The following is a 19,985-nucleotide window of genomic DNA, read 5'->3' as shown; positions in this document are numbered from 1 at the left end:
AACTGTCACCGATGTCCTGATGCAGAACTGTCACCTATGTCCTGCGACATGACAAGAGGTGTCGTCACACTCGATCACCTTTCGATCACAGTTTCGATAAAGATCGCGCGCTGACCTGCATTTATGTGGGATAAGGCGCGCGCGTGGGGTTAAAGTGACGTTAGTGAAATTTGTGACTAGAGGGACCTCCGGGGACGCGACCCCTGCGTAGATCATGCGGCGTCGTGCGTCCCGGTGGCGCACGACGAGAGGTAGCCGAAATGCGACGGATGATTGTGACAGTGGCGAGCGCGGCACTGCTGGCAGCGCCCATGGCGGTGGCGGCCCCGCTGGTGTCGGCACCCCGCGCGTCCGCCGACAGCACCTGGACCGGCGGCACCCACCGGCAGGCCATCGACTTCGTCATCCAGCGTGCGCTCTCGCAGCGCGGGGTGCCGTTCGTCTACGGCGGTGGCAACGCCAACGGCCCGAGCCTGCCGCCGGCCAGCGTCACGACCGCCGCTGCCCCGGTCGCGCAGCCGGCTCCTCAGCTCGGCCTGCAGCCGACGGCTGTCGCGCAGCCGGCGGCCGCCCCGCAGACCAACGCGATCATCCCGGGCCTGTCGGGGCTGTTCGGCCCGTCGCCGACGGCGGGCGCCATCACGCCGGCGCCGACCACGCCGGGCTTCGATGCCTCCGGTCTGGTGCAGTACGCGTTCGCCGGCGTCGGCATCAAGCTGCCGCGGTCGTCAGGCGAGCAGTACAAGGTCGGTCGCAAGATCACCGCGGATCAGGCGCTGCCGGGCGACCTGCTGTTCTACGGTCCGGCCGGCTCGCAGAGCGTCGCGCTGTTCGTCGGCAACGGTCAGATGATCGAGGGCACCGAGCCCGCGGTGGCTGTGACCCAGGTCCGCACCAACGGCATGGACCCGTACCTGAGCCGCATCATCGAGTGGCAGTAGTGGCCGCAGCAGCACCCCAGCGCTGCGGACGTGACGCAGTCTTGACAGACTGTCGGGTATGGCACAGATAACCCTGCGTGGAAACCCCATCAACACCGTCGGCGACCTGCCCGCTGTCGGCTCCCCGGCTCCTGCGTTCGCTTTGACCGGAGCTGACCTGGGTCCGGTGACCAACGAGCAGTTCAGCGGTAAGTCCGTGGTGCTCAACATCTTTCCGTCGGTCGATACGCCGGTGTGTGCCACCAGCGTGCGGACCTTCAACCAGCGGGTGGCCGCCGACGGCGCCACCGTCGTGAACGTGTCCAAGGATCTGCCGTTCGCCCAGAAGCGCTTCTGCGGCGCCGAGGACATCGAGAACGTCTCCACCGCGTCGGCGTTCCGCGACAGCTTCGGTGAGGACTACGGCGTGACGATCGCCGACGGCCCGATGGCCGGCCTGCTCGCGCGCGCCATCGTGGTGATCGGCGCCGACGGCAACGTCGCGTACACCGAACTGGTGCCCGAGATCGCCCAGGAACCCGACTACGACGCGGCGCTGGCTGCCGCCAAGTAACACCGGCTCTGCGACGGACGGGGTGTGTGCCACGGGCACGCACCCCGTCCGCGTTTCTGCATCGGGCATGATGACCTGGTGCAGTTGCGATTACCGATACCGGCTCTGTCGTTGCGTGTCATCGTCGTTGTGGCCGCGTTGTCGGTGGTCGCGACGGTGCTGATCATCGGGACCTGGGTGTGGATCGGTGTCACCAACGACCAGTACAGCCAGCTCGACCGCCGGCTGGACTCGCTGAGCAGCCTGCCCGACGTCAACACCTTGCTGAGCATCGCCAGACAGAGCCCCACCGGCACGCCGCAGTCCGAGGGCTCACTGGTGCAGACCGTTCGCATCGGTGCCGCCACGGTCTCGATGCCTCCCGAGATCGTGCTTCCGCAGTTCGAGGCCGGCTATGCCAACACCACGATCAATGGCGTCGAATACCGGGTCCGTACCGTCACCACTGGCTCGGCGTCGATCGCCCTCGGCGCACCGCTGGCGGAGGCCCAGCGACAGATCCGCACGCTGCACATCCGCATTCTGGCCATCTGCAGCGGCGTCATCCTCGGCACGTTCGTGGTCGGTGGGTCGATGTGGTTCGTGATGATCAACCCGTTCCGAAAGCTCGCTCAGCAGGCGCGGCAGATCAATTCGCAGTCGAAACCCGAAGAGGTGCACGTGCGCGGCGTCTCGGAAGCCGTGGAGATCGCCGAGGCCGTCGAGGGCATGCTGGCCCGCATCGGCGAGGAGCAGCAACGCACCAAGGCCGCACTGGAGTCGGCCCGTGACTTCGCGTCGGTGGCATCGCACGAGTTGCGCACGCCGCTGACCGCGATGCGTACCAACCTCGAGGTGCTGTCGACGCTGGACCTCGAGGCCGAGCAGCGTGCCGAGGTTATCGGTGACGTCATGCGTACCCAGAGCCGTATCGAGGCGACGCTCACGGCCCTGGAACGGCTCGCCCAGGGCGAGCTGACCACGGCTGACGATCTGGTGCCCGTCGACATCACGGAGCTGCTCGACCGGGCCGCCCACGACGCGGTGCGGGTGTACCCCGACCTCAACGTGGCCCTCGTGCCATCTCCGACGGTGTTGATGCTGGGGCTGCCTGTCGGGCTGCGGCTGGTCGTCGACAACGCGATCGCCAACGCCGTCAAACACGGTGGCGCGACGCGGGTGCAGCTGTCCGCCGTCAGCTCGCACGACGGGGTGCAGATCGCCATCGACGACAATGGCACCGGCGTACCGGAACACGAACGTGACGCGGTGTTCGACCGCTTCGCACGCGGCTCCACCGCGTCACATTCGGGTTCTGGCCTTGGTCTCGCATTGGTCGCCCAGCAGGCCGAACTGCACGGTGGCACAGCGTCTTTGACGCAGAGTCCACTCGGCGGTGCCCGGCTGCTGCTGGAGCTGCCGGCACCGCGCCCGCATTCGGACTGAGCTAGATGCAGGCGGCGAAGATGCAGAATCCGCCGTCAGGTTCCCAGCCGCCGTTCCAGGTGCCCGGCGGGTTCCAGCCCCATGCCGGAGGCGGGGGCGGCCCGCCCCAACCGGGGCCGTTCCAACCGTGATCGTGGTTGCCCCAGCGCACCGGGACGGGAGCCATGCCGGTATCGGCACTGGCAGTACCGGCTCCCAGCCCGACGGCGCCGGCCGCGATGCCGCTGGCGACGGCCATACCAACAATGAGCTTTATCGATTTCATTACTTACTCCATTCCTCGACTCACCCGATCACCACAACAACGTTGCGGCGCTCGCTGTTTCTCGGTCTGTAGCCATTATCGTTAGTCAAGCTATGTATGGCCTGTGTGCACCTTAGGCAGCAGCTTTCGCCTAGATGCAGGCGCCGAACAGGCACACACCGCCATCCGGCTCCCAGCCGCCGTTCCAGGTGCCGGGCGGGTTTCCGTCAGGCGGCGGCGGTGGTCCCCACTCACGTGGTGGCGGTCCCCAGTGGTGGTCGGGCGTCGGCGGCCCCCAACCCGGGCCGGGTGGGGGCGGCGGCGGACCCCAACCGGGGTCGGCCGTGGCAACGCCGGCGCCCAGCGTCACGAGGCCGGCACCGAGGCTGCCTGCGATCGCCAGGCCGGCAATCAGTTTGGTGGGTTTCATGATCGATCGTCTCCTTTCGTGGCGGGCTGTCCGACCATGGAACGGCAGCAGGTTGTGGATCAGCTATGCCTCACGTAAGTGCTGGGTCTCGGTTTGAAGTCGGCTCCATACAATTGGCCGATGCCTGCCAATCCTCGGTTCGCCGACGCCGAAGCCGCGCAATGCTGATCGGCGTCATCGCGGCGCTGGTTGCCTGCTTCAGCTACGGCACCGCGTCGGTCTTGCAGTCGCGCGCCGCGCGCCGGGTCGGCGACGCCGCCGTCACCGCCCCGACGTTCCGCTCGACCGTGACTGCGATCCTCGCGCCGCTGTTCCTCGCCGGCATGCTCCTGGACGGGCTGGGATTCCTCGGCAGCCTGGTCTCGGCGCGGCTGATTCCGCTCTTCCTGTCGCAGACCATCATGAGCGCCAATCTCGCGGTGACCGCCGTCCTCAGTGTCCTGGTGCTCGGCGTCCGCCTGCGCACGCGGGACTGGGCTGCCATCGCGGTAGTCCTTGTGGCACTGTGCATCCTGGGCTTCAGCGCCGGTGAACTCGGCACCGAGGTACCGGGTCGGCACATGCACTGGAGCGTGCTGGCGACAGCGGTGCTCATCTTCGTGTTCGGGTTGGTGCTCGTCCGGCTGCTGGGCGGGAAGGCCGCTGTTCCGGCCGGGCTGATCGCCGGGGTGCTGTACGGCGCCATGGCCGTGGCGGTCCGGATCGTCCACGGGCTCGACCCGTTCCGGTGGGACGTGCTGATCTCCGACCCGGCGGCGTGGGCGGTGGTGATCGCCGGCGGCGGTGGTTTCTACCTCTTCACCGTCGCACTGCAAATCGGTTCGGTGAACGGTGTGGCCGCCGCACTCGTCATGGGGGAGACGGTGATTCCGGGCGTGGTCGGCGTGCTGCTACTGGGCGACGTGGCCAAGCCCGGACTCGGGTGGCTGGTCGGGGTCGCGTTCGCCACCGCGGTCGCCGGTGCGGTCGCGATCGCGATATTCGGTGCGGCAGAAGAGGAACCGGCGGTCTAATCCTCCTTGCGGATCAAGCGGCCGAGGGCCTCGCGGTCCGGTGCCAGCAGTTCGTCGATCCGTGCCTTGTTGACATCGGCGACGATGATCTCGCCGACCTCCTGGTAGACGTTGCTGAACAGGCCGTGCGACTTCATCTTCTCGGTCTGGTAGATGTTGTCCTCCGTCGGCGTCACGTAGTAGACGATCTCCGACTTGAAGCGGTGGATCAGCCAGACGTGGATCAGATCCATCAGGCGCTTCTGCCGTAGCTTCTCGGCGAACGTGTTCTGGTCGCGCACCGTGAGGATGTTGCGGCCGTAGCGGTCCTTGATCGGGTCGACGACGACGTTGGCCAGGGGCTCGTCGCCGCTACCGTAGATGCCCAGATCCAGGACGTCGGAACCCGCACGGCGGGGACGCAGCTGCACGTGCAGAGTCTCGCCGATCTGGTAGTGATCGCTCCACATGGCCAGCCACTCTTCGAGCAGCTTCTTGGGCACCTCGGTCTGGACGAGATGCTGGTGTTGCGTGGAGCCGGCACCCATCGCCTTGGTGGTCGCGGTCCGGCCCGACGACGCGGCCAGCGCGGCATCGCTGCGCGGCCCGCCGACCAGGGTTTGCGGTGTGCGGTAAGGAGATTCGACGAGCCGCATCTTGCGTTGCAGGCGGGCCAGCGCCAGCATGCCCTCCTGGCGCAGGGATGTCGCGAACTCCTCGCACGCCACACCGTCCACCTGGTGACCGCCATAGGTGATGAAATTGAAGACGAACCCCATCTTGCCGAGTTCCTCTGGGAACGCCCGCATCTCATCATCGGTCATGCCGGTGGTGTCCCAGTTGAACGACGGTGACAGGTTGTACGCCAGCATCTGGTCCGGGAATTCGGCGTGGATGGCCTCCGCGAATTCCCGGGCGTCGGCCAGGTCCGCGGTTTTGGTCTCCATCCACAGGATATCCGCGAATGGCGCGGCCGCAAGGGATTTCGCGATGGCGTACGGGATGCCGCCGCGCACCTGGTAGTAGCCCTCGGGCGTCTTGGCGAGCTCACAGTCCCAGGCCACGTCGGCGCCCAGCTCGCGGGCCTTCTCCCGCGCCGCATACAGCGACGCGCGCGCGGCGAACTTGCGCCATTCCTCGGGGCTCACCGTCGTGGCCTCGCCCTCCTTGGCCCGGAACTGCAGCACCTCGGCCACGGCCTCGCAGTAGGTGTTCAGTCCCGAATCCGCCTGCCACGCTTCGACGAACTTCGACTCGACCTTGTCGAAAACCGCGTCGACGGACTGCCCGGAGTTCGGGTCCCAGACCGCGGCCGCCTCGTCGATGAGGCCCGCGATGCCATGGCTGTCCAGCCAGGCGTCGGCGGTGGCGTACTGGCCTTCGGGCAACGCGTAGAGAAGGTGACCGCGCAGGTCGGTGACACCCTTGTCGTGGAAGCGCCGCACCATGGCCAGGAAACACGACTTGTAGGACGGGATGTTCAGATTGGTCGCGCCCAGCAGGAAGGGCTGGTCGCGCTCATCGGCGGCACTGTCGATGAGGTTCGCGGCCTCGGCGTCGGTGCGCGCCACGATGATTCCCGGCACACCCATCATGTCCAGCTGGAAGCGCGCGGTGTTGAGGCGCTTGAGCTGCTCGTCCGACGGCACCAGCACCTTGCCGCCCTGGTGGCCGCACTTCTTGGTGCCGGGCCGCTGATCCTCGATGTGGTATCCGGGGACGCCCGACTCGACAAAACGGCGAATCAGGTTGCGGACGTGGGCATCTCCACCATGGCCGGTGTCGGCGTCGGCGATGATGAACGGCCGGTAGTCGATCGCGGGGGTGGCCGCCCGCTGTTCTTCGGTCATCTGCAGCCGCAGGTACTGCTGGTTGCGGTCCGCGGTCAGCAGCGCACGTACCAGTCCGGCGGCCTCGTCGGGCACCTGGCTCAGCGGATAGCTGGCGAGGTCGGGCCCGGGGTCCTCACTGATCGAGCCCTTGGCCGAGGTGGCCCAGCCACCGAGGTAAATGCCTTCGATGCCGATCCGCTTCATCACCACGGCCTGGCCGGGGGAGTACGGCCCGAACGTCGTGATGCTCTTCTTCTGCGCGAACAGTTCGCGCAGCCGCGGGTAGAACGCTTCCGCGGCCTGCCGGGCCACCGGATAGTCGGTCGGGATGGTGCCGCGCTGTTCGACGACCTGACGCGCGGTGTAGAGCCGCGTGATGCCGTCGAAACGGGGGCTGTCGAAATACTCCTGCACGTCGGCGACGTTCTGCTCGAACGATGTCGCCACTGCTTCGAGAGTCATGGACTGCTCCTTGCTGAGCTTGTTTCCGATGAGCTCTCCGAGCCTATCGCCGCGGGGCGGCCGTGAATACGCGATCAGACATTCACGTCGAAGCCGAGGTCGACATCGCACGCGGCCTGCCCGCCGCGGATGCCCCAGTTCTCCAGTGCGCTCTCCCGGAGCAGGATCGTGATGTGGTCGGCCGGAATGCCGAAGGCGGCAAGCCGGCCCGTGATCTCGCGGTACAACGCGCGTTTGGCATCCACCGACCGGCCGGCAAAACAGTCGACGGTCACCAGGGTGTACCGCTCGGGATGCTCGAGATGCGGCGCATGCGAAAACCGGTGCGGCTCATGGACCAGCAGCCGGACGTGCTTGTCGCCGACCGGGATCTGGAACGCGGCGACCAGCGCACCGTGCACGGCATCGATGATGGCGGCCTCGTCGGGCCGGCTGTACCGGCGCCGGACCTCGATCAGTGAACTCGGCATGGCGCTGATCGTCACACCCGGCGGCTGTCAGCGCACCTGAATTTCACCGTCGACGGCGGGCTCGAACCGGACCCGGTAGACCGTCGGCCAGTACTTGCCGGTGACCAGGAACTGCCCATTACCGCCCGGCCCACCGAGATGCGCGATGCCGTTGAGCACCTCGGCTTTGCCGTGCCAGGCGGAATCGCGCAGCCCCGTGGCGTACACAACGGCCGTGACGACGCCCGTCGCGCCGTCGATCTCCACGATCTGGTCGGTGGGGAACACGTTGGCCCAGATCCGGTTCCCGGCGCAGTCGAGGCTGTTGAGACCCGACACCGGTACGCCGTTGTAGGTCACCGCCATGGTGCCGGTTTCGCGCATGTCGTCGAGGCGATGGAAACGCAGGTTCGCCGATCCGTCGCTGCGGATCAGCCGGTCACCCGCCCGGCAGAGGCCCCAGCCCTGACCGTCGAGCGGCACCTCGCGCAGCATGGTCAGCGTGGCTTTGTCCCACTCGATGGCGACGCCGTTCTCGTAGGTCAGCTGCCACAGGTGCGCACCGGCGTCGGCGATGCCCTCACCGAAATACGCAGGCGGCAGCGGGACCGCGCGACGCAGCTGTCCGGTGTCGGCATCGAGTTCGCGCAGTTCGGATTGTCCTTCGAGGCCCGTGCTCTCGTACAGCGTCGCACCGTCGACGAACATGCCCTCGGTGAATGCGACGGAGTCGTGGTCGAACCGTTCGAGTACCACGGGCTGGAGTCTGGCGACCTGATCGGCAGCGGCGGTGGGAATTCCCGCCACCACGATCAGGAGCGCGCCGACGGCCGTCAGCGTCACGGCGGTGATCGCGGCAGTGTGTTCCTGGACCCAGTGGCGCATCCGCTCCAGGCCCTTCTCGGCGTACCGCGAGGCCACCAGGTGCGCCAGGATCGGCGCCGCTGTGGTGGACCCGGCCAGTACGACAAAAAGGCCGATGGCACTGGCCTTTTCGGCGGGTGCGGTCAGCAGCGCGTCGATGGCCACGCCACCGGCGACGCACGCCAGGATGAACTTCGGGTTCGCGACGGCGAAAACCAGCCCGGTGATCCCGGTGACCAGTGGCGACGCGGACTGCAGCCGCGTGAGCCAGCCTGTCGCCTGTGCGTAGTGCCTGCGCCGCAACCACGTGACGATGCCGAGCGCGACCAGCACGATGCCGATGCCCAGCTGCAACCGGGAACTGGTCGTCGCCGCGTGTGATTGCCCGACCGGGGACACCAGCACCACCGCGCTGATGACGGCCGCCATTCCGGCGAGCCACCCACACAGGTAGGTCAGCCCGGTGCTTCGGGGTCGGTCCGAGTACAGCAGGAGCAGCACCGGCGGCAGCACCGCCATGGGAGACAACGCCACGATGAGCGCGTCCGGGATCAACCACGTCACATCAGCAATATTGCCGAGTGACCGCCCGCCACAGCCGTCCGGTCTGCCAGTTGACCCACGCGACCCGGCTGCATTGCGGGGCGCCTCGCGCGAATATGTGACCTGCATCACGGCTGACAGTGTCACGATCCTGGTGGCGCGTGGTGTCTATATGGCAGGACCGCGACACGAAGGAGGCGAGGTGACTGCTGCCGATGCTGTGTTCATCGAACATCGCTCGTTGTTGTTCACCATCGCCTACGAAATCGCCGGAACCATCGTCGACGCAGAGGACATTCTGCACGAGGCGTACTTGCGCTGGATCGAAGTCGACCAGTCCACTGTCGTGAACCCGCGCAACTATCTTGCCCAAATCGTTGCTCGCCAAGCGCTCAACCACCTTCGTTCGTCACAGCGCCGCCGCGAATGCTACGTCGGTAGTTGGCTGCCCGAGCCGGTGTCGACGGGTCACGGTGCCGACGTCGATCCAGATCTGGCCGACTCGGTGTCCGTCGCCATGATGGTCGTGCTCGAATCGCTTACGCCGGACGAACGGGCAGTCTTCGTCCTGCATGAGGTATTCAGGTTTGCACTGACCGAAATCGCCGCGTTCACTGGTAAATCGGAGGCGGCGGTTCGGCAAATCGCCCGTCGGTCCCGGTCCCACGTCCAGGCTCGACACCGCCGTTTCGAAGCACACCCCGATCGGGCTGATGAGGTGGTCGCACGCTTTCTGGATTCCGCGCGCTCGGGTGATCTGCAATCCCTCATGAACCTGCTCGCCCCGGACGTCGTGCAGCTGTCGGACGGTGGCGGCAAAGTGGTGGCCGCGCGACGGTCGGTGACGGGTGCCGCGACTGTGGCTCACTTCTGCATCGGGGTGGCAAGAAAAGCGCCGCCCTTGCGCGTGCAGTTCATTCGGTTCAACGAGATGCCGGCCATGGCGTGCTGGGACGGCGAAACTGCTTACCAGGTAGTGCTTTTCGATATCACAGACGGTCTCATCCACGGCATCTATGCGGTGCGCAACCCGGAGAAGCTGACCAACATCGGCCGAGTATTCAATCTGTCGCGTTCATAAAGGGAGGCCACGACAATGGAGACGATCACCGTGCGGCGCAGCATCGCAGCCGCGCCGGAGGCGGTATTTGACTGGTGCGCCGACAGCACCAACTACGAGGCCACCGTATGGGTCCTTCGCGACAAACTGATCCGGCCCGGGCAGGACGCGCCGTATGGGCGCGGTGCACTCCGGATGCACATGTGGCTGATCGGGCGGTTCCACGAACGGATCACCGAATACGAGGCGCCACGCTCGTTCGAATACGTTGTCGATCAAAGCTTTCCCCCCTCGAACCATGACGGCGGGTCGATGACGTTCGAAGTCGACGATGCGGGCCACACCGTGGTCACATGGACCACGCGTGTGCAGATGGCGCTTCCGTTCGCCGCCGGCGCCGCGACTCGAATCCTCGTAAAGCCGGTTCTCCGGCACGTGTTTCGACGCATCCTCGCCGCGTGCGCGCGCGACCTCGAAACGTCCGCTGCTTCGGCCGGTTCCCGTGACTGAACACCCGACGATTCCGGAGCCGGTCAATGTAGTTGTGCGGCTGCTGTTGCGGAGCCCGCTGCATCGGTTTATGAGCCACAACACCTTGGTGCTCGCCGTCACGGGGCGCGTGTCCGGCACGATCTATCAAGTGCCGGTGAGCTACTCGATCGAAGGTTCTGAACTGGTGTGTTTCACCGACGCGCCCTGGTGGAAGAACCTCCGCCGACGTGCGCCGGTGACTGCGAGGGTTGACGGGCGGAGCCGGGCCGGCACCGCGCTCGCGGTGACGGGTCCGATCGTCACCGAACATCTGGCCCGGCACCTGCGAGTTGTGCCTCGCGACGCCAGGTATCACGCCGTGCGTCTGGGCCCCGGCAACGAGCCGCACCTCGGCGACCTGGAACGTGCCGCACTGTCCACCGCAATGATCCGCGTCAGACTCAGTGAAAGGTAATCACATGATCGCCAGGGCGCTGAACCTCCTCGGTTGGTTCGTCGGGCTATCGCTGGTCGTGCTGGGTGCCGCGCGCATCGCGCTGCCCGTGGCCACCATTCTGGGCAGCGAAGCCATGAGCGCATCGGTGGACAGTGAGACCCGCGCTGGTGGAGTTCTGTTGATCGGCCTTGGTTTCGCGTACCTCTGGGCGGTACGTCAACTCCGTGTTCCCGTGATGCTGCTCAGAGTTCTGGCGCTGACCATGGGTGGGCTGGCACTGTCCCGACTGCTTTCGATTGTCGTCGTCGGCATGCCTCACCCGGTGTTCGTCGCGGCCGCGGGGGCAGAGTTCGCGGCCGCGGCGTTGACGCTGTGGTACTCCGCCATCGGCCCGAAGTGACTGCGGGTGTTGGCCCAGTCGGTACTGGCTGCCGTGCGTCAGGCAGGCTTGTCTCCGATGCCAGCCGTACCGTCCCACCCGAATTCTTCGGGGTCGCTCCTTGACGACCCCGCCGACCTGTCCGCGCTGCGCGCGGCGGGCGCTGACCCCGACGAACTGCTGGCGACGTTCGCCGAGTGGGCCGACGCGTCGGGGACCGCGCTGTACCCGGCGCAGGAAGAGGCCCTCATCGAGCTGGTGAGTGGCGCCAACGTGGTGCTGGCGACGCCGACGGGGTCCGGCAAGTCGCTGGTGGCCACGGGTGGGGTGTACTTCGCGCTTGCCGCGAACCGGCGCAGCTACTACACCGCGCCCATCAAGGCCTTGGTCAGCGAGAAGTTCTTCGCATTGTGCGACGTGTTCGGCGCAGCGAACGTGGGCATGCTCACGGGCGACGCGGCGGTCAACGCGGGTGCGCCGATCATCGCGTGCACCGCCGAAATCCTCGCCAACATAGCGCTGCGCGAAGGCGCCGACGCCGATATCGGGCTGGTGGTGATGGACGAGTTCCATTTCTACGGCGACCCCGACCGCGGCTGGGCATGGCAGGTGCCGCTGCTCGAATTACCCAGGGCGCAGTTCCTGTTGATGTCGGCGACGCTCGGCGACGTGACCGTGTTGCGCGAAGACCTCACCCGCCGTACCGGCCGTTCGACGGCGCTGGTGGCGGGCGCCGAACGCCCGGTGCCGCTGTTCTACAGCTACGCGACGACCGCGATGCACGAAACCATCGCCGATCTGCTGCAGACCAAGCAGTCGCCGATCTACGTCGTGCATTTCACGCAGGCCGCCGCGCTGGAGCGGGCGCAGGCGCTGATGAGCGTCAACGTGAGCACCAAGGAGGAGAAGGCGGCCATCGCCGAGCACATCGGCGGCTTCCGGTTCACCACGGCGTTCGGCTCGACGCTGTCGCGGCTGGTGCGGCACGGCATCGGCGTCCACCACGCCGGCATGCTGCCCAAGTACCGGCGTCTGGTGGAACAGCTGGCGCAGGCCGGGCTGCTGAAGGTCATCTGCGGCACCGACACCCTCGGCGTGGGCATCAATGTGCCGATCCGTACCGTCGTCTTCTCGGCGCTGTCGAAGTACGACGGCACCCGTACCCGGCTGCTCAACGCCCGCGAGTTCCACCAGATCGCCGGCCGCGCTGGGCGGGCCGGCTACGACACCGCGGGCACCGTCGTCGTGCAGGCCCCCGAGCACGAGGTCGAGAACCTCAAGCAGTTCGCCAAGGTCGCCGACGATGCGAAGAAGCGCCGAAAGTTGGTGCGCCGCAAGGCTCCCGAAGGCATGGTGCCGTGGGGCGAGAACACCATGAAGCGCCTCGTCGAGGCCGCGCCCGAAGCGCTCACGAGCAACATGCGGGTGTCCACGGCGATGATCCTCGACGTCGTCGACCGTCCCGGTGATCCCTGCCTGGCCATGCGCCGGTTGCTCAGCGAGAACCATGAGCCACGGAAACGGCAGCTGCGGCACATCCGCGAGGCGGTCGGTATCGCCCGTTCGCTGCTGCAGGCCGGAGTGCTGGAACGGCTGGCCGAACCGGAACCCGATGGGCGCCGGTACCGGCTGACGGTGGATCTGCCACCGGATTTCGCACTGAACCAACCGCTGTCGACGTTCGCGCTGGCCGCCGTCGAGCTGCTCGACCCCGGTTCGGAAACCTTTGCGCGCGATGTGGTTTCGGTGATCGAGGCGACGCTCGAGGACCCGCGCCAGATCCTGGCGGCCCAGCTGAAGAAGGCCCGGGGCGAGGCCGTCGCGGCGATGAAGGCCGAGGGCATCGAATACGACGAGCGCATCGAACTGCTCGACGACATCACCTACCCGCGCCCGCTCGACGAACTGCTGACGCACTGCTTCGAGGTGTACTGCCGGAGCAATCCGTGGGCGGCGGACGGGCACCCGGCCCCGAAGTCCGTCGTGCGTGAGATGTGGGAGCAGGGGCTGACGTTCAAGGAGTACGTCAGTGCCTACGGCCTGACCCGCACGGAGGGCGCAGTGCTGCGCTACCTGTCCGACGCCTTCAAGGCGCTGCGGTCCGGGGTGCCGGCCGCCGCCCGGACCGACGAGCTCACCGACATCGTCGAATGGCTGGGTGAGCTTGTGCGCCAGGTCGATTCGAGCTTGCTCGACGAATGGGAGCAGTTGACCAGCACGGATCAGGTGGACGAGGTCGCAGTGCCGGCGCCGGTGCGGCCCCTGACCGGCAACGAGCGGGCCTTCACCGCGATGGTCCGCAACGCGCTGTTCCGGCGCGTGGAGCTGTGGGCCCGGCGCCGCTGGGACGAACTGGGGGCCCTCGATTCCGGATCCGGGTGGACGGCGCAGCGCTGGGAGTCGGTGGGGGAGCAGTACTTCGCCGAGCACGACGACCTCGGCACCGGCGCCGACGCCCGCGGCCCCGCCATGTTGATCTTCGACCGGGCGCCCGGCGTGTGGCGCGTCCGGCAGATCCTGGACGACCCGGCGCATGATCACGACTGGGGCATCGACGTGGAAGTCGACCTGGCCGCGTCCGACGAGGACGGTGCACCCATCATCCGCGTCGTCGATGCGGGACTTTTCGGTAGCTGAGCGCACTTCTCGGGCAGACTGTGCGCATGACCGCCCCTGCCGCCGAGCCTGTCAGCGGCACCCGAGGGTTCCTGCCTGCGGTCGAGGGGCTTCGGGCTGCGGCGGCACTGGGCGTCGTGCTCACACATGTGGCATTGCAGACGGGCTACACCGACGGCGTCGTCGGACGGTTGCTGGCTCGCTTCGACCTGTCGGTGGCCGTGTTCTTCGCGTTGTCGGGCTTCCTGCTGTGGCGTGGTCACGCTGCTGCGGCGCACGGACTGCGGGCCGAACCCGAGGTGGCGCCGTACTACCGTTCCCGGTTGGTCCGGATCATGCCTGCGTATCTGCTGACGGTCGTCGCGGTGCTGACGCTGTTGCCGGACGCCCATCGTGCGGACCGGGCGGTGTGGATCGCTAATCTGACCCTGACCCAGGTCTTCGTACCCAAGACGCTGATCGCCGGGCTCACCCAGATGTGGAGCCTGTCGGTCGAGATGGCTTTCTATCTCGTGGTGCCGCTGTTGGCGCTCCTGGTCGCGAAACTGTCGCTGCGGATGCGGGTTCCGGTGATCGCGGGCGTGGCGCTGCTCAGTTTCGGCTGGGGTTATCTGCCGATTCCCGCGTACTACGGCGCCAATCCGCTCAACTGGCTGCCGGCGTATGCCTCGTGGTTCGCCGTCGGGATGCTGTTGGCGGAGTGGATGTTCCGGCCGTACGGCTGGGCGCATCGGTTGGCCCGGCAGCGCTCGCTACTGATGGCGGTGGCGGTGGTCGCGTTCCTGGTCGGGGCATCGCCGCTGGCGATGCCCGGCGGGCACCAGCATGCGACGCTAGGCCAGTTCATCGTGCGAACGGCACTGGGAGCCGTGATCGCCGGGGCACTGCTGGCGCCGCTGGTCCTGGGTACCCCGGACGACCGGCACCGGGTGCTGGCCAGCGCCCCGATGGTAACGCTCGGTCGCTGGTCGTACGGCCTGTTTCTGTGGCATCTCGCCGCGCTCGACATGGTGCTCGCGATGATCGGGCAGACGGCGTTCCCCGGCGCGCTGCCGGTCGTGATGGTCCTGACGACGACGTTCGGCTTCGCGGTGGCCGCGGTGAGTTACGCGCTGCTCGAGGAGCCCTGCCGGGTGGCGTTGCGGCGCTGGGAAGCCCGGCGGCAGGCCGCAGTGACAACCTGACGATTCACGTGGTGCGGTGCAGGAAGCCGTGCAGGGTGGCCTGCACCAGTTCGTCGACGATCGCGTCCCGCGACGGCGGGGCGTCACCGAACAGCGTGGAGCGAAGGGCGACCATCCCCACGATCATGGCCACCGTCGAATGCGCGGGCAGGTCGGGTTGGTCCGAGGCGATGCCACGCAGTTGCATGCCCTCGGTGCTGATCCGGCCCAGCGTCGCGAGCGCCGCCCGGATGTCGGCGATGCCGGCGCTTTCCATCTCGTCACCGAGATCGTCGGCCGCGACGAGCGTGAGCAGCAGCCCGCGGTGTTCGGCGAGGACGTCGTAGAGCCGGCCGACGAAATGCCTAGCGAGGGTCTGTTCGTCGGTGTCCTCGGGCCGCAGGGTGTGCCAGGTCTGTGCGAAGCCGTCGACGAAATCGGTGAACGGCAGCACGATCGCCTCGCGGAACAGGCCTGCCTTCGAACCGAAGTACCGAAACAGCAGATGTTCGGTGACGCCGGCCGCGTCAGCGATCTCACGGGTCGTGGTACTGCGATAGTCCTTGCGGGAGAACAGGTTCTGCGCCTCGGCGAGCAATAGCCGACGGGCCTCGCCGCGTGGGCGGCGGGGTGCCGGCGTCTGTGTCGGCGTTTCGGGCAGGGCCACGGTGTCCAAACATAGCGGCCCTTGACGCCGATTTTCTGGATAGTGTCTACTATCCAAAACTCTCGTCCGCCGGAAAGGACCGTCCATGGGTGCAGCCGTCATGCTCAGCACATTGTTCGGACTGGTGCTCGTGATCTACGCCGCGGTGCTGCGGTTCGATCCGCAAGCCCGCCGTGGCAGCGACGGTGACGGGCCGCGTTGAACTCCGGCCTGACACCGCTGATGACGGCGGCGATCGCATTCGCCTACCTGGGCGGCGTCGCCTTCGTGCTGCTCGGGGTCTACCTCAGCATCCGCCGCGGCCGGTTGCATCCGCTTCTGCTGCTGTGCATTTCGGCCCTGTCGTTCTCGTGGATCGAGGCTCCCTATGACTGGGCGATGTACGCCCAATTCGCACCGGCCATCCCGCGGATGCCGTCATGGTGGCCGCTGAACATGACGTGGGGTGGGCTCCCTGCGCCGGTGCCGATCGGCTACATGTCGTACTTTGCACTGCCCGCGGTGATCGCCGCGGCCATCGGACGGTGGCTCTGCACGCGGTGGCAGCTGCGCCAGCCGACGACCATGCTCACCGTCGGCCTGGTTGTCGGATTCTGTTGGGCCTTCATGTTCAACGCGATTCTGGGGGCCAGGCTCGGGGTGTTCTACTACGGCCGGGTGATCCCGGGCCTGGGCCTGTGGGAGGGCACCCGGAACCAGTATCCGGTGTACGACTCGCTGGCCATGGGTATCCAGATGATGGTCTTCACCTACTTGTTGGGACGCACCGACGCCAAGGGGCGAAGCGTCGTCGAGGTCTGGGCCGACAAGCGGGCGTCCACGCGTACCCAGTCTGCGGTGCTGTCCGTCGTCGCGGTCGTCGTGGTGGGGAACCTGCTCTACGGCGCCGTGTTCGCCCCGCATCTGGCGACGAAGCTGGCCGGTTGGGTGACTGCCGGGCCCGAGGCCGAGCTGTTCCCCGGAGTTCCCAACCAGCCGACGACAGGACGGTAGATGATCGAAGCCGAGTTGTACTACGACCCATTCGATTACCGCATCGATGACGACCCATACCCCATCTGGCAGCGGATGCGGGCCGAGGCGCCGTTGTACTACAACGAGAAACACAACTTCTACGCCCTGAGCCGCTACGACGATGTCGCGCAAGCGCTTCCGGACTGGCAGAGCTACCGCTCCGGGCGCGGGACCACCGCGGACATCCTGTTCAGCGGCATCGAGGTGCCGCCCGGCATCCTGCTGTTCGAAGACCCGCCGTTGCACGACCTGCACCGCCGGCTCCTGTCTCGGGTCTTCACGCCGCGCCGGATGGTCGCGATCGAGGGTCTGGTGCGCGAATTCTGCTGCCGCGCTCTCGATCCACTGCGCGACGTCGACGGCTTCGACTTCGTGACGCAGCTCGGCGCCGTCCTGGCCATGCGGACCATCGGATACCTGCTGGGTATCCCGGAAGTCGATCAACAGGTGATCCGCGATGGCACCGACGAGCGCATCACCGTCGGATCCGACGGTGATGGCGGCGACGTCAGCGCGGCGATCTTCCAGGATTCGATGGTGGCGTTCGCCGAGTACATCGACTGGCGGGCGCGCCATCCCTCGGACGACCTGATGACCGATCTGCTCACCGCCGAGGTGGAGGGACCAGACGGGGCGCTGCGGTCCCTCGAGCGTGGCGAAGTGCTGGCCTATACCGCGATGATCGCCGGCGCCGGCAACGAGACAAGCGCCCGGCTCATCGGATTCATGGGTCAGCTGCTGGGTGAGTATCCCGATCAACGGCGCGCTCTTGCGGCCGATCCGGCTCTGATCCCGGCGGCAGTAGAGGAGACGCTGCGCTTCGAGGCGCCGTCGCCGGTGCAGGCTCGATACGTCGCACGGGATGTCGAATGGCACGGGCAGCGCGTGGCTGAAGGCTCGTACCTGTTGCTGCTCAACGGATCGGCGAATCGGGACCACCGGCACTTCGCCGACCCGGACCGCTACGACATCCACCGCAATGCCGGTCATCTCAGTTTCGGCCAGGGTATCCACTTCTGCCTGGGTGCGGCGTTGGCCCGGCTGGAAGCCCGCGTCGCATTCGAGGAGGTGCTCGACCGGTGGCATGATTGGGAGGTTGACTACCCGAATGCGCAACGTGCCCGGACCTCGAGCGTGCGCGGCTGGGCGCGGATGCCCGTGAGAACCGTCTCGACCTAGAGTTGCCATGTGCGATTCAAGCGTCAGGGGCAGCTGGACCAGATGAACGCCGCGGTGGCCGATCTGGAATTGCCCGTTGCCGTGTACAAGACCTGCCCCTGGCAGCCACGGGATCTCGTGACCGAGGGCCTGCGGCAGTGGTTGCGGTGCTGCGGCGCGGCCATGCGGGACGGTCAGGTGATCGGTATGCCGTCGCACGCCGTCGACGAGGCCTGGCATGGCCTGATCCTCTGCACCGCAAGGTATTCGGCGTTCTGCGACAGCGCCTACGGCCAGTTCCTCCACCATCATCCCGAAGGCGGGGCGCCGGCCGATGCGGTGGCCGAGCCGATGCACGAGCAACTTCGGCGCACGGTCATCGCCTGGGAAAAAGTCGCCCGCCCCGATGAGGAATGCGTGCTGTGGGACCTCGACGAACGCGTCGGTGTCGATAAACCGTGGGGGATCCCCGGGGCGCGGGTCGACGAAATCAGATCGGCGTATCGGGATTTGCGCGTCCGAACGAGATGACGGGGACCGGTACACGCGATAGCCTGACCCGTTACGGACGCCGGTGAAAGGACAGACGAGCATTTTGAAGACCGAGCGACAGCGTTTCCAGCCGCCAGCGATCGTCGGCGGCATTCTGCTGGCCGGTGCGCTCGCTGCGGCCGGTCCGGCTGCGGCGGACCCTGCCACACCGACGACACCCGCACCCGGCCAGCCGGTAGTGGAGCCCGCGAGCGGTGCCAGCGGCCCGGTGGCCGCGCCGCCGATCGGCGCCCCGACCGTCCCTGAGATCGAGAACCCGCAGTACGGCGCGGGAAGCACGCCGGGCCAGCTTGGTTACCTTCGGGACATCTGGCACACCTTCCACAGCGGCAACCCGATCGAAGCGCTCACCATGCCGCCCGAGGAGGCACCCGGACCACCGCCCGGTGCCGGGCCGGCGCCGAAACTGCCGCCAGGCTTCATCTCGCTGACCGATCCGGGGTCATCGAACCCCATCGTCGACACCGGGCCCAAGGCCGGTGGACCGGCGCTGCCTCCGGGCTACTACCCGCTGAACGGCCCGCCGCCCCCGGGGTACTACGACGCCCCGGGTTCGGCGCCGGTGACTCCGGCGCCGGGTGGTCCCGGTGCGCCGCCGCCACCGGCCGCCGGATTTGCGCCCACCCCATCGCACTGAGTGCACGGGGTAATGTGATTACATACGCTAAGTAATCGCAGAGGAGCATGCATGTCGACCGTCAGAAAGACCTTGTCCGCCGCTGCCGTTGCGGGTTCGCTCGCCGCGGCCGCGCTCGGTTGCGGTATGCCGCTGGCCGCCGCCCAGCCGCCGCCACCGGCGCCCGGGCTGGGCGAGGAGCCGCCCCCATGGGCCCCGAAGAAGCCGGCTGAGGCGTGGGACGGTCAGCCCGTCGTCTGGACCTCGGCATGGGGTGGTCGCTGGGGCATCTGGATCAACGACGGCTTCATCCCGCTGACGTCGAACCCGGTCACCAACGGCGGGTAACCGCCGCAGTCACCATCGCGCCGCGACGTTGGTGCCGATCTGGTTGGCGATCTGGACCGCCGTGTCCGCCGGATTGGGACTGCACGTATTGACGTCGATGATGACGTTGTTCTTGTGTGCCAAGGCGCGGCCGCACGCCCAACCGGGTGCGGCCGCGTCTTGTTCTGTCGAGACCACGCTGAGGGTGTCGTGCGCGTTGGTGATCGGCCCCACGGTCCACTGCGACTGACTCTGGGTGTGCGTGTACTGCTTGCACGCCGGCCACAGCTGCGCTGACGTGTTGAAGAATTCCTGTGCCTTGTCCTGCGTCGGAAACAGGACCACAGCCTGCTTCAGGTAGTGGGTGAATTTGTCCCCGTCGTTCATGCTCTGCTCACGTTCGGCCCAGAAGCCGCTGCCCGCGTACACGACGGCCTCCGCGGCACCGTCGATGACGAGGCACTCGGGCGGCGCCATCGTGGTGCTGTTGTCCGACATGGTGGACTGGGCGCTGAGCACCGTCATGGCCGCCGACCCCATGGTCGCGTTTACCTGCTCGGGGTTGAGCAGCAGACCGTCCAGTTCGCGTTCGACGAGGGGCCGGGCCACCAGCGGCGGCGTGGTGACCGGCACCGCCGTGCCCGCGGTGCTACCACATCCTGCGGTCAGAACCGCGACCACGACGACCGTGACAGTGCCGACAGAGCTGCGCATATATCCTCCCGTCGCGGCACCGGCGACCTACTGACATGCTGCGCTGTCCTCCCCAG

General features: G+C 67.1%; 22 protein-coding genes. 15 read left to right on the top strand and 7 right to left on the bottom strand.

The window, feature by feature from the left end; genetic code table 11:
* Window positions 1-260 precede the first annotated feature (260 nt).
* The 3 genes from ripD to QRN63_RS10750 all read left to right on the top strand — a co-directional run bounded on the left by ripD (window position 261) and on the right by QRN63_RS10750 (window position 2,919).
* On the top strand, window positions 261-941 hold the full coding sequence (ripD, locus tag QRN63_RS10760; RefSeq protein WP_285030755.1) for an NlpC/P60 family peptidoglycan-binding protein RipD: 681 nt from the start codon (window positions 261-263) through the stop codon (window positions 939-941).
* 58 nt (window positions 942-999) lie between these two features.
* Window positions 1,000-1,494: a thiol peroxidase gene (gene tpx, locus QRN63_RS10755; RefSeq protein ID WP_267317596.1), complete on the top strand. Its 495-nt coding sequence runs from the start codon at window positions 1,000-1,002 to the stop codon at window positions 1,492-1,494.
* A 78-nt stretch (window positions 1,495-1,572) separates the two neighbouring features.
* The gene (locus QRN63_RS10750; protein WP_267317595.1) at window positions 1,573-2,919 is read left to right on the top strand and encodes a sensor histidine kinase; all 1,347 of its coding nucleotides are present in this window, start codon (window positions 1,573-1,575) and stop codon (window positions 2,917-2,919) included.
* A 1-nt stretch (window position 2,920) separates the two neighbouring features.
* Here the strand turns inward: QRN63_RS10750 and QRN63_RS10745 are convergent, their stop codons facing one another.
* On the bottom strand, window positions 2,921-3,184 hold the full coding sequence (locus QRN63_RS10745; RefSeq protein ID WP_285030754.1) for a hypothetical protein: 264 nt from the start codon (window positions 3,182-3,184) through the stop codon (window positions 2,921-2,923).
* A gap of 130 nt (window positions 3,185-3,314) precedes the next feature.
* Window positions 3,315-3,593 carry a hypothetical protein gene (locus QRN63_RS10740; RefSeq protein ID WP_285030753.1) on the bottom strand — a complete coding sequence of 93 codons (279 nt, stop codon included), beginning with the start codon at window positions 3,591-3,593 and terminating at the stop codon, window positions 3,315-3,317.
* A gap of 161 nt (window positions 3,594-3,754) precedes the next feature.
* On the opposite strand from QRN63_RS10740, the gene QRN63_RS10735 reads away from it, so the two are divergent.
* Complete coding sequence (locus QRN63_RS10735; RefSeq protein ID WP_285030752.1) at window positions 3,755-4,606, top strand: DMT family transporter; 852 nt, start codon at window positions 3,755-3,757, stop codon at window positions 4,604-4,606.
* Here the strand turns inward: QRN63_RS10735 and aceA are convergent.
* The 3 genes from aceA to QRN63_RS10720 all read right to left on the bottom strand — a co-directional run bounded on the left by aceA (window position 4,603) and on the right by QRN63_RS10720 (window position 8,756).
* A complete protein-coding gene (aceA, locus tag QRN63_RS10730; RefSeq protein ID WP_285030751.1) occupies window positions 4,603-6,879 on the bottom strand; it encodes an isocitrate lyase ICL2 in 2,277 nt (758 codons plus the stop codon). The two genes, QRN63_RS10735 and aceA, sit on opposite strands and share 4 nt — an antisense overlap.
* Before the next feature lie 74 nt (window positions 6,880-6,953).
* Window positions 6,954-7,349, bottom strand: a complete 396-nt coding sequence (locus QRN63_RS10725; protein ID WP_285030750.1) for a tautomerase family protein — start codon at window positions 7,347-7,349, stop codon at window positions 6,954-6,956.
* Between the two features lie 27 nt (window positions 7,350-7,376).
* Window positions 7,377-8,756, bottom strand: a complete 1,380-nt coding sequence (locus QRN63_RS10720; protein WP_285030749.1) for a glutaminyl-peptide cyclotransferase — start codon at window positions 8,754-8,756, stop codon at window positions 7,377-7,379.
* A gap of 181 nt (window positions 8,757-8,937) precedes the next feature.
* Between QRN63_RS10720 and sigJ the strand changes: the two genes are divergently transcribed.
* The 6 genes from sigJ to QRN63_RS10690 all read left to right on the top strand — a co-directional run bounded on the left by sigJ (window position 8,938) and on the right by QRN63_RS10690 (window position 14,902).
* A complete protein-coding gene (gene sigJ, locus QRN63_RS10715) occupies window positions 8,938-9,816 on the top strand; it encodes an RNA polymerase sigma factor SigJ (RefSeq protein ID WP_285030748.1) in 879 nt (292 codons plus the stop codon).
* A gap of 15 nt (window positions 9,817-9,831) precedes the next feature.
* Window positions 9,832-10,305 carry an SRPBCC family protein gene (locus QRN63_RS10710; protein WP_285030747.1) on the top strand — a complete coding sequence of 158 codons (474 nt, stop codon included), beginning with the start codon at window positions 9,832-9,834 and terminating at the stop codon, window positions 10,303-10,305.
* Window positions 10,306-10,375: 70 nt separating this feature from the next.
* A complete protein-coding gene (locus QRN63_RS10705; RefSeq protein WP_285030746.1) occupies window positions 10,376-10,741 on the top strand; it encodes a PNPOx family protein in 366 nt (121 codons plus the stop codon).
* 4 nt (window positions 10,742-10,745) lie between these two features.
* Window positions 10,746-11,123, top strand: coding sequence for a DUF4345 domain-containing protein (locus tag QRN63_RS10700; RefSeq protein WP_285030745.1), 378 nt, complete (start codon window positions 10,746-10,748; stop codon window positions 11,121-11,123).
* Between the two features lie 57 nt (window positions 11,124-11,180).
* The gene (locus QRN63_RS10695; RefSeq protein WP_285030744.1) at window positions 11,181-13,739 is read left to right on the top strand and encodes a DEAD/DEAH box helicase; all 2,559 of its coding nucleotides are present in this window, start codon (window positions 11,181-11,183) and stop codon (window positions 13,737-13,739) included.
* 26 nt (window positions 13,740-13,765) lie between these two features.
* Window positions 13,766-14,902 (top strand): acyltransferase family protein, encoded by a 1,137-nt coding sequence (locus tag QRN63_RS10690; RefSeq protein ID WP_285030743.1) that lies wholly within the window; start codon window positions 13,766-13,768, stop codon window positions 14,900-14,902.
* Between the two features lie 4 nt (window positions 14,903-14,906).
* Here QRN63_RS10690 and QRN63_RS10685 read toward each other — a convergent pair whose 3' ends face one another.
* A complete protein-coding gene (locus tag QRN63_RS10685; RefSeq protein ID WP_285030742.1) occupies window positions 14,907-15,548 on the bottom strand; it encodes a TetR/AcrR family transcriptional regulator in 642 nt (213 codons plus the stop codon).
* Window positions 15,549-15,770: 222 nt separating this feature from the next.
* Between QRN63_RS10685 and QRN63_RS10680 the strand changes: the two genes are divergently transcribed.
* The 5 genes from QRN63_RS10680 to QRN63_RS10660 all read left to right on the top strand — a co-directional run bounded on the left by QRN63_RS10680 (window position 15,771) and on the right by QRN63_RS10660 (window position 19,236).
* On the top strand, window positions 15,771-16,541 hold the full coding sequence (locus tag QRN63_RS10680) for a spirocyclase AveC family protein (RefSeq protein WP_502888109.1): 771 nt from the start codon (window positions 15,771-15,773) through the stop codon (window positions 16,539-16,541).
* Window positions 16,542-17,741: a cytochrome P450 gene (locus QRN63_RS10675; protein ID WP_285030740.1), complete on the top strand. Its 1,200-nt coding sequence runs from the start codon at window positions 16,542-16,544 to the stop codon at window positions 17,739-17,741.
* A 42-nt stretch (window positions 17,742-17,783) separates the two neighbouring features.
* Entirely contained in the window at window positions 17,784-18,251 is a 468-nt protein-coding gene (locus QRN63_RS10670) for a UCP032817 domain-containing protein (protein ID WP_285030763.1), read from the top strand.
* A gap of 64 nt (window positions 18,252-18,315) precedes the next feature.
* Complete coding sequence (locus QRN63_RS10665) at window positions 18,316-18,909, top strand: hypothetical protein (RefSeq protein WP_285030739.1); 594 nt, start codon at window positions 18,316-18,318, stop codon at window positions 18,907-18,909.
* A 51-nt stretch (window positions 18,910-18,960) separates the two neighbouring features.
* Window positions 18,961-19,236 carry a hypothetical protein gene (locus tag QRN63_RS10660; protein WP_285030738.1) on the top strand — a complete coding sequence of 92 codons (276 nt, stop codon included), beginning with the start codon at window positions 18,961-18,963 and terminating at the stop codon, window positions 19,234-19,236.
* A gap of 9 nt (window positions 19,237-19,245) precedes the next feature.
* Here the strand turns inward: QRN63_RS10660 and QRN63_RS10655 are convergent, their stop codons facing one another.
* The gene (locus QRN63_RS10655; protein WP_285030737.1) at window positions 19,246-19,929 is read right to left on the bottom strand and encodes a sensor domain-containing protein; all 684 of its coding nucleotides are present in this window, start codon (window positions 19,927-19,929) and stop codon (window positions 19,246-19,248) included.
* Window positions 19,930-19,985 lie beyond the last annotated feature (56 nt).

Source organism: Mycolicibacterium sp. lyk4-40-TYG-92 (assembly GCF_030209435.1).
Lineage (GTDB): Bacteria > Actinomycetota > Actinomycetes > Mycobacteriales > Mycobacteriaceae > Mycobacterium.
This window is presented reverse-complemented; position numbering and strand designations above follow the sequence as displayed.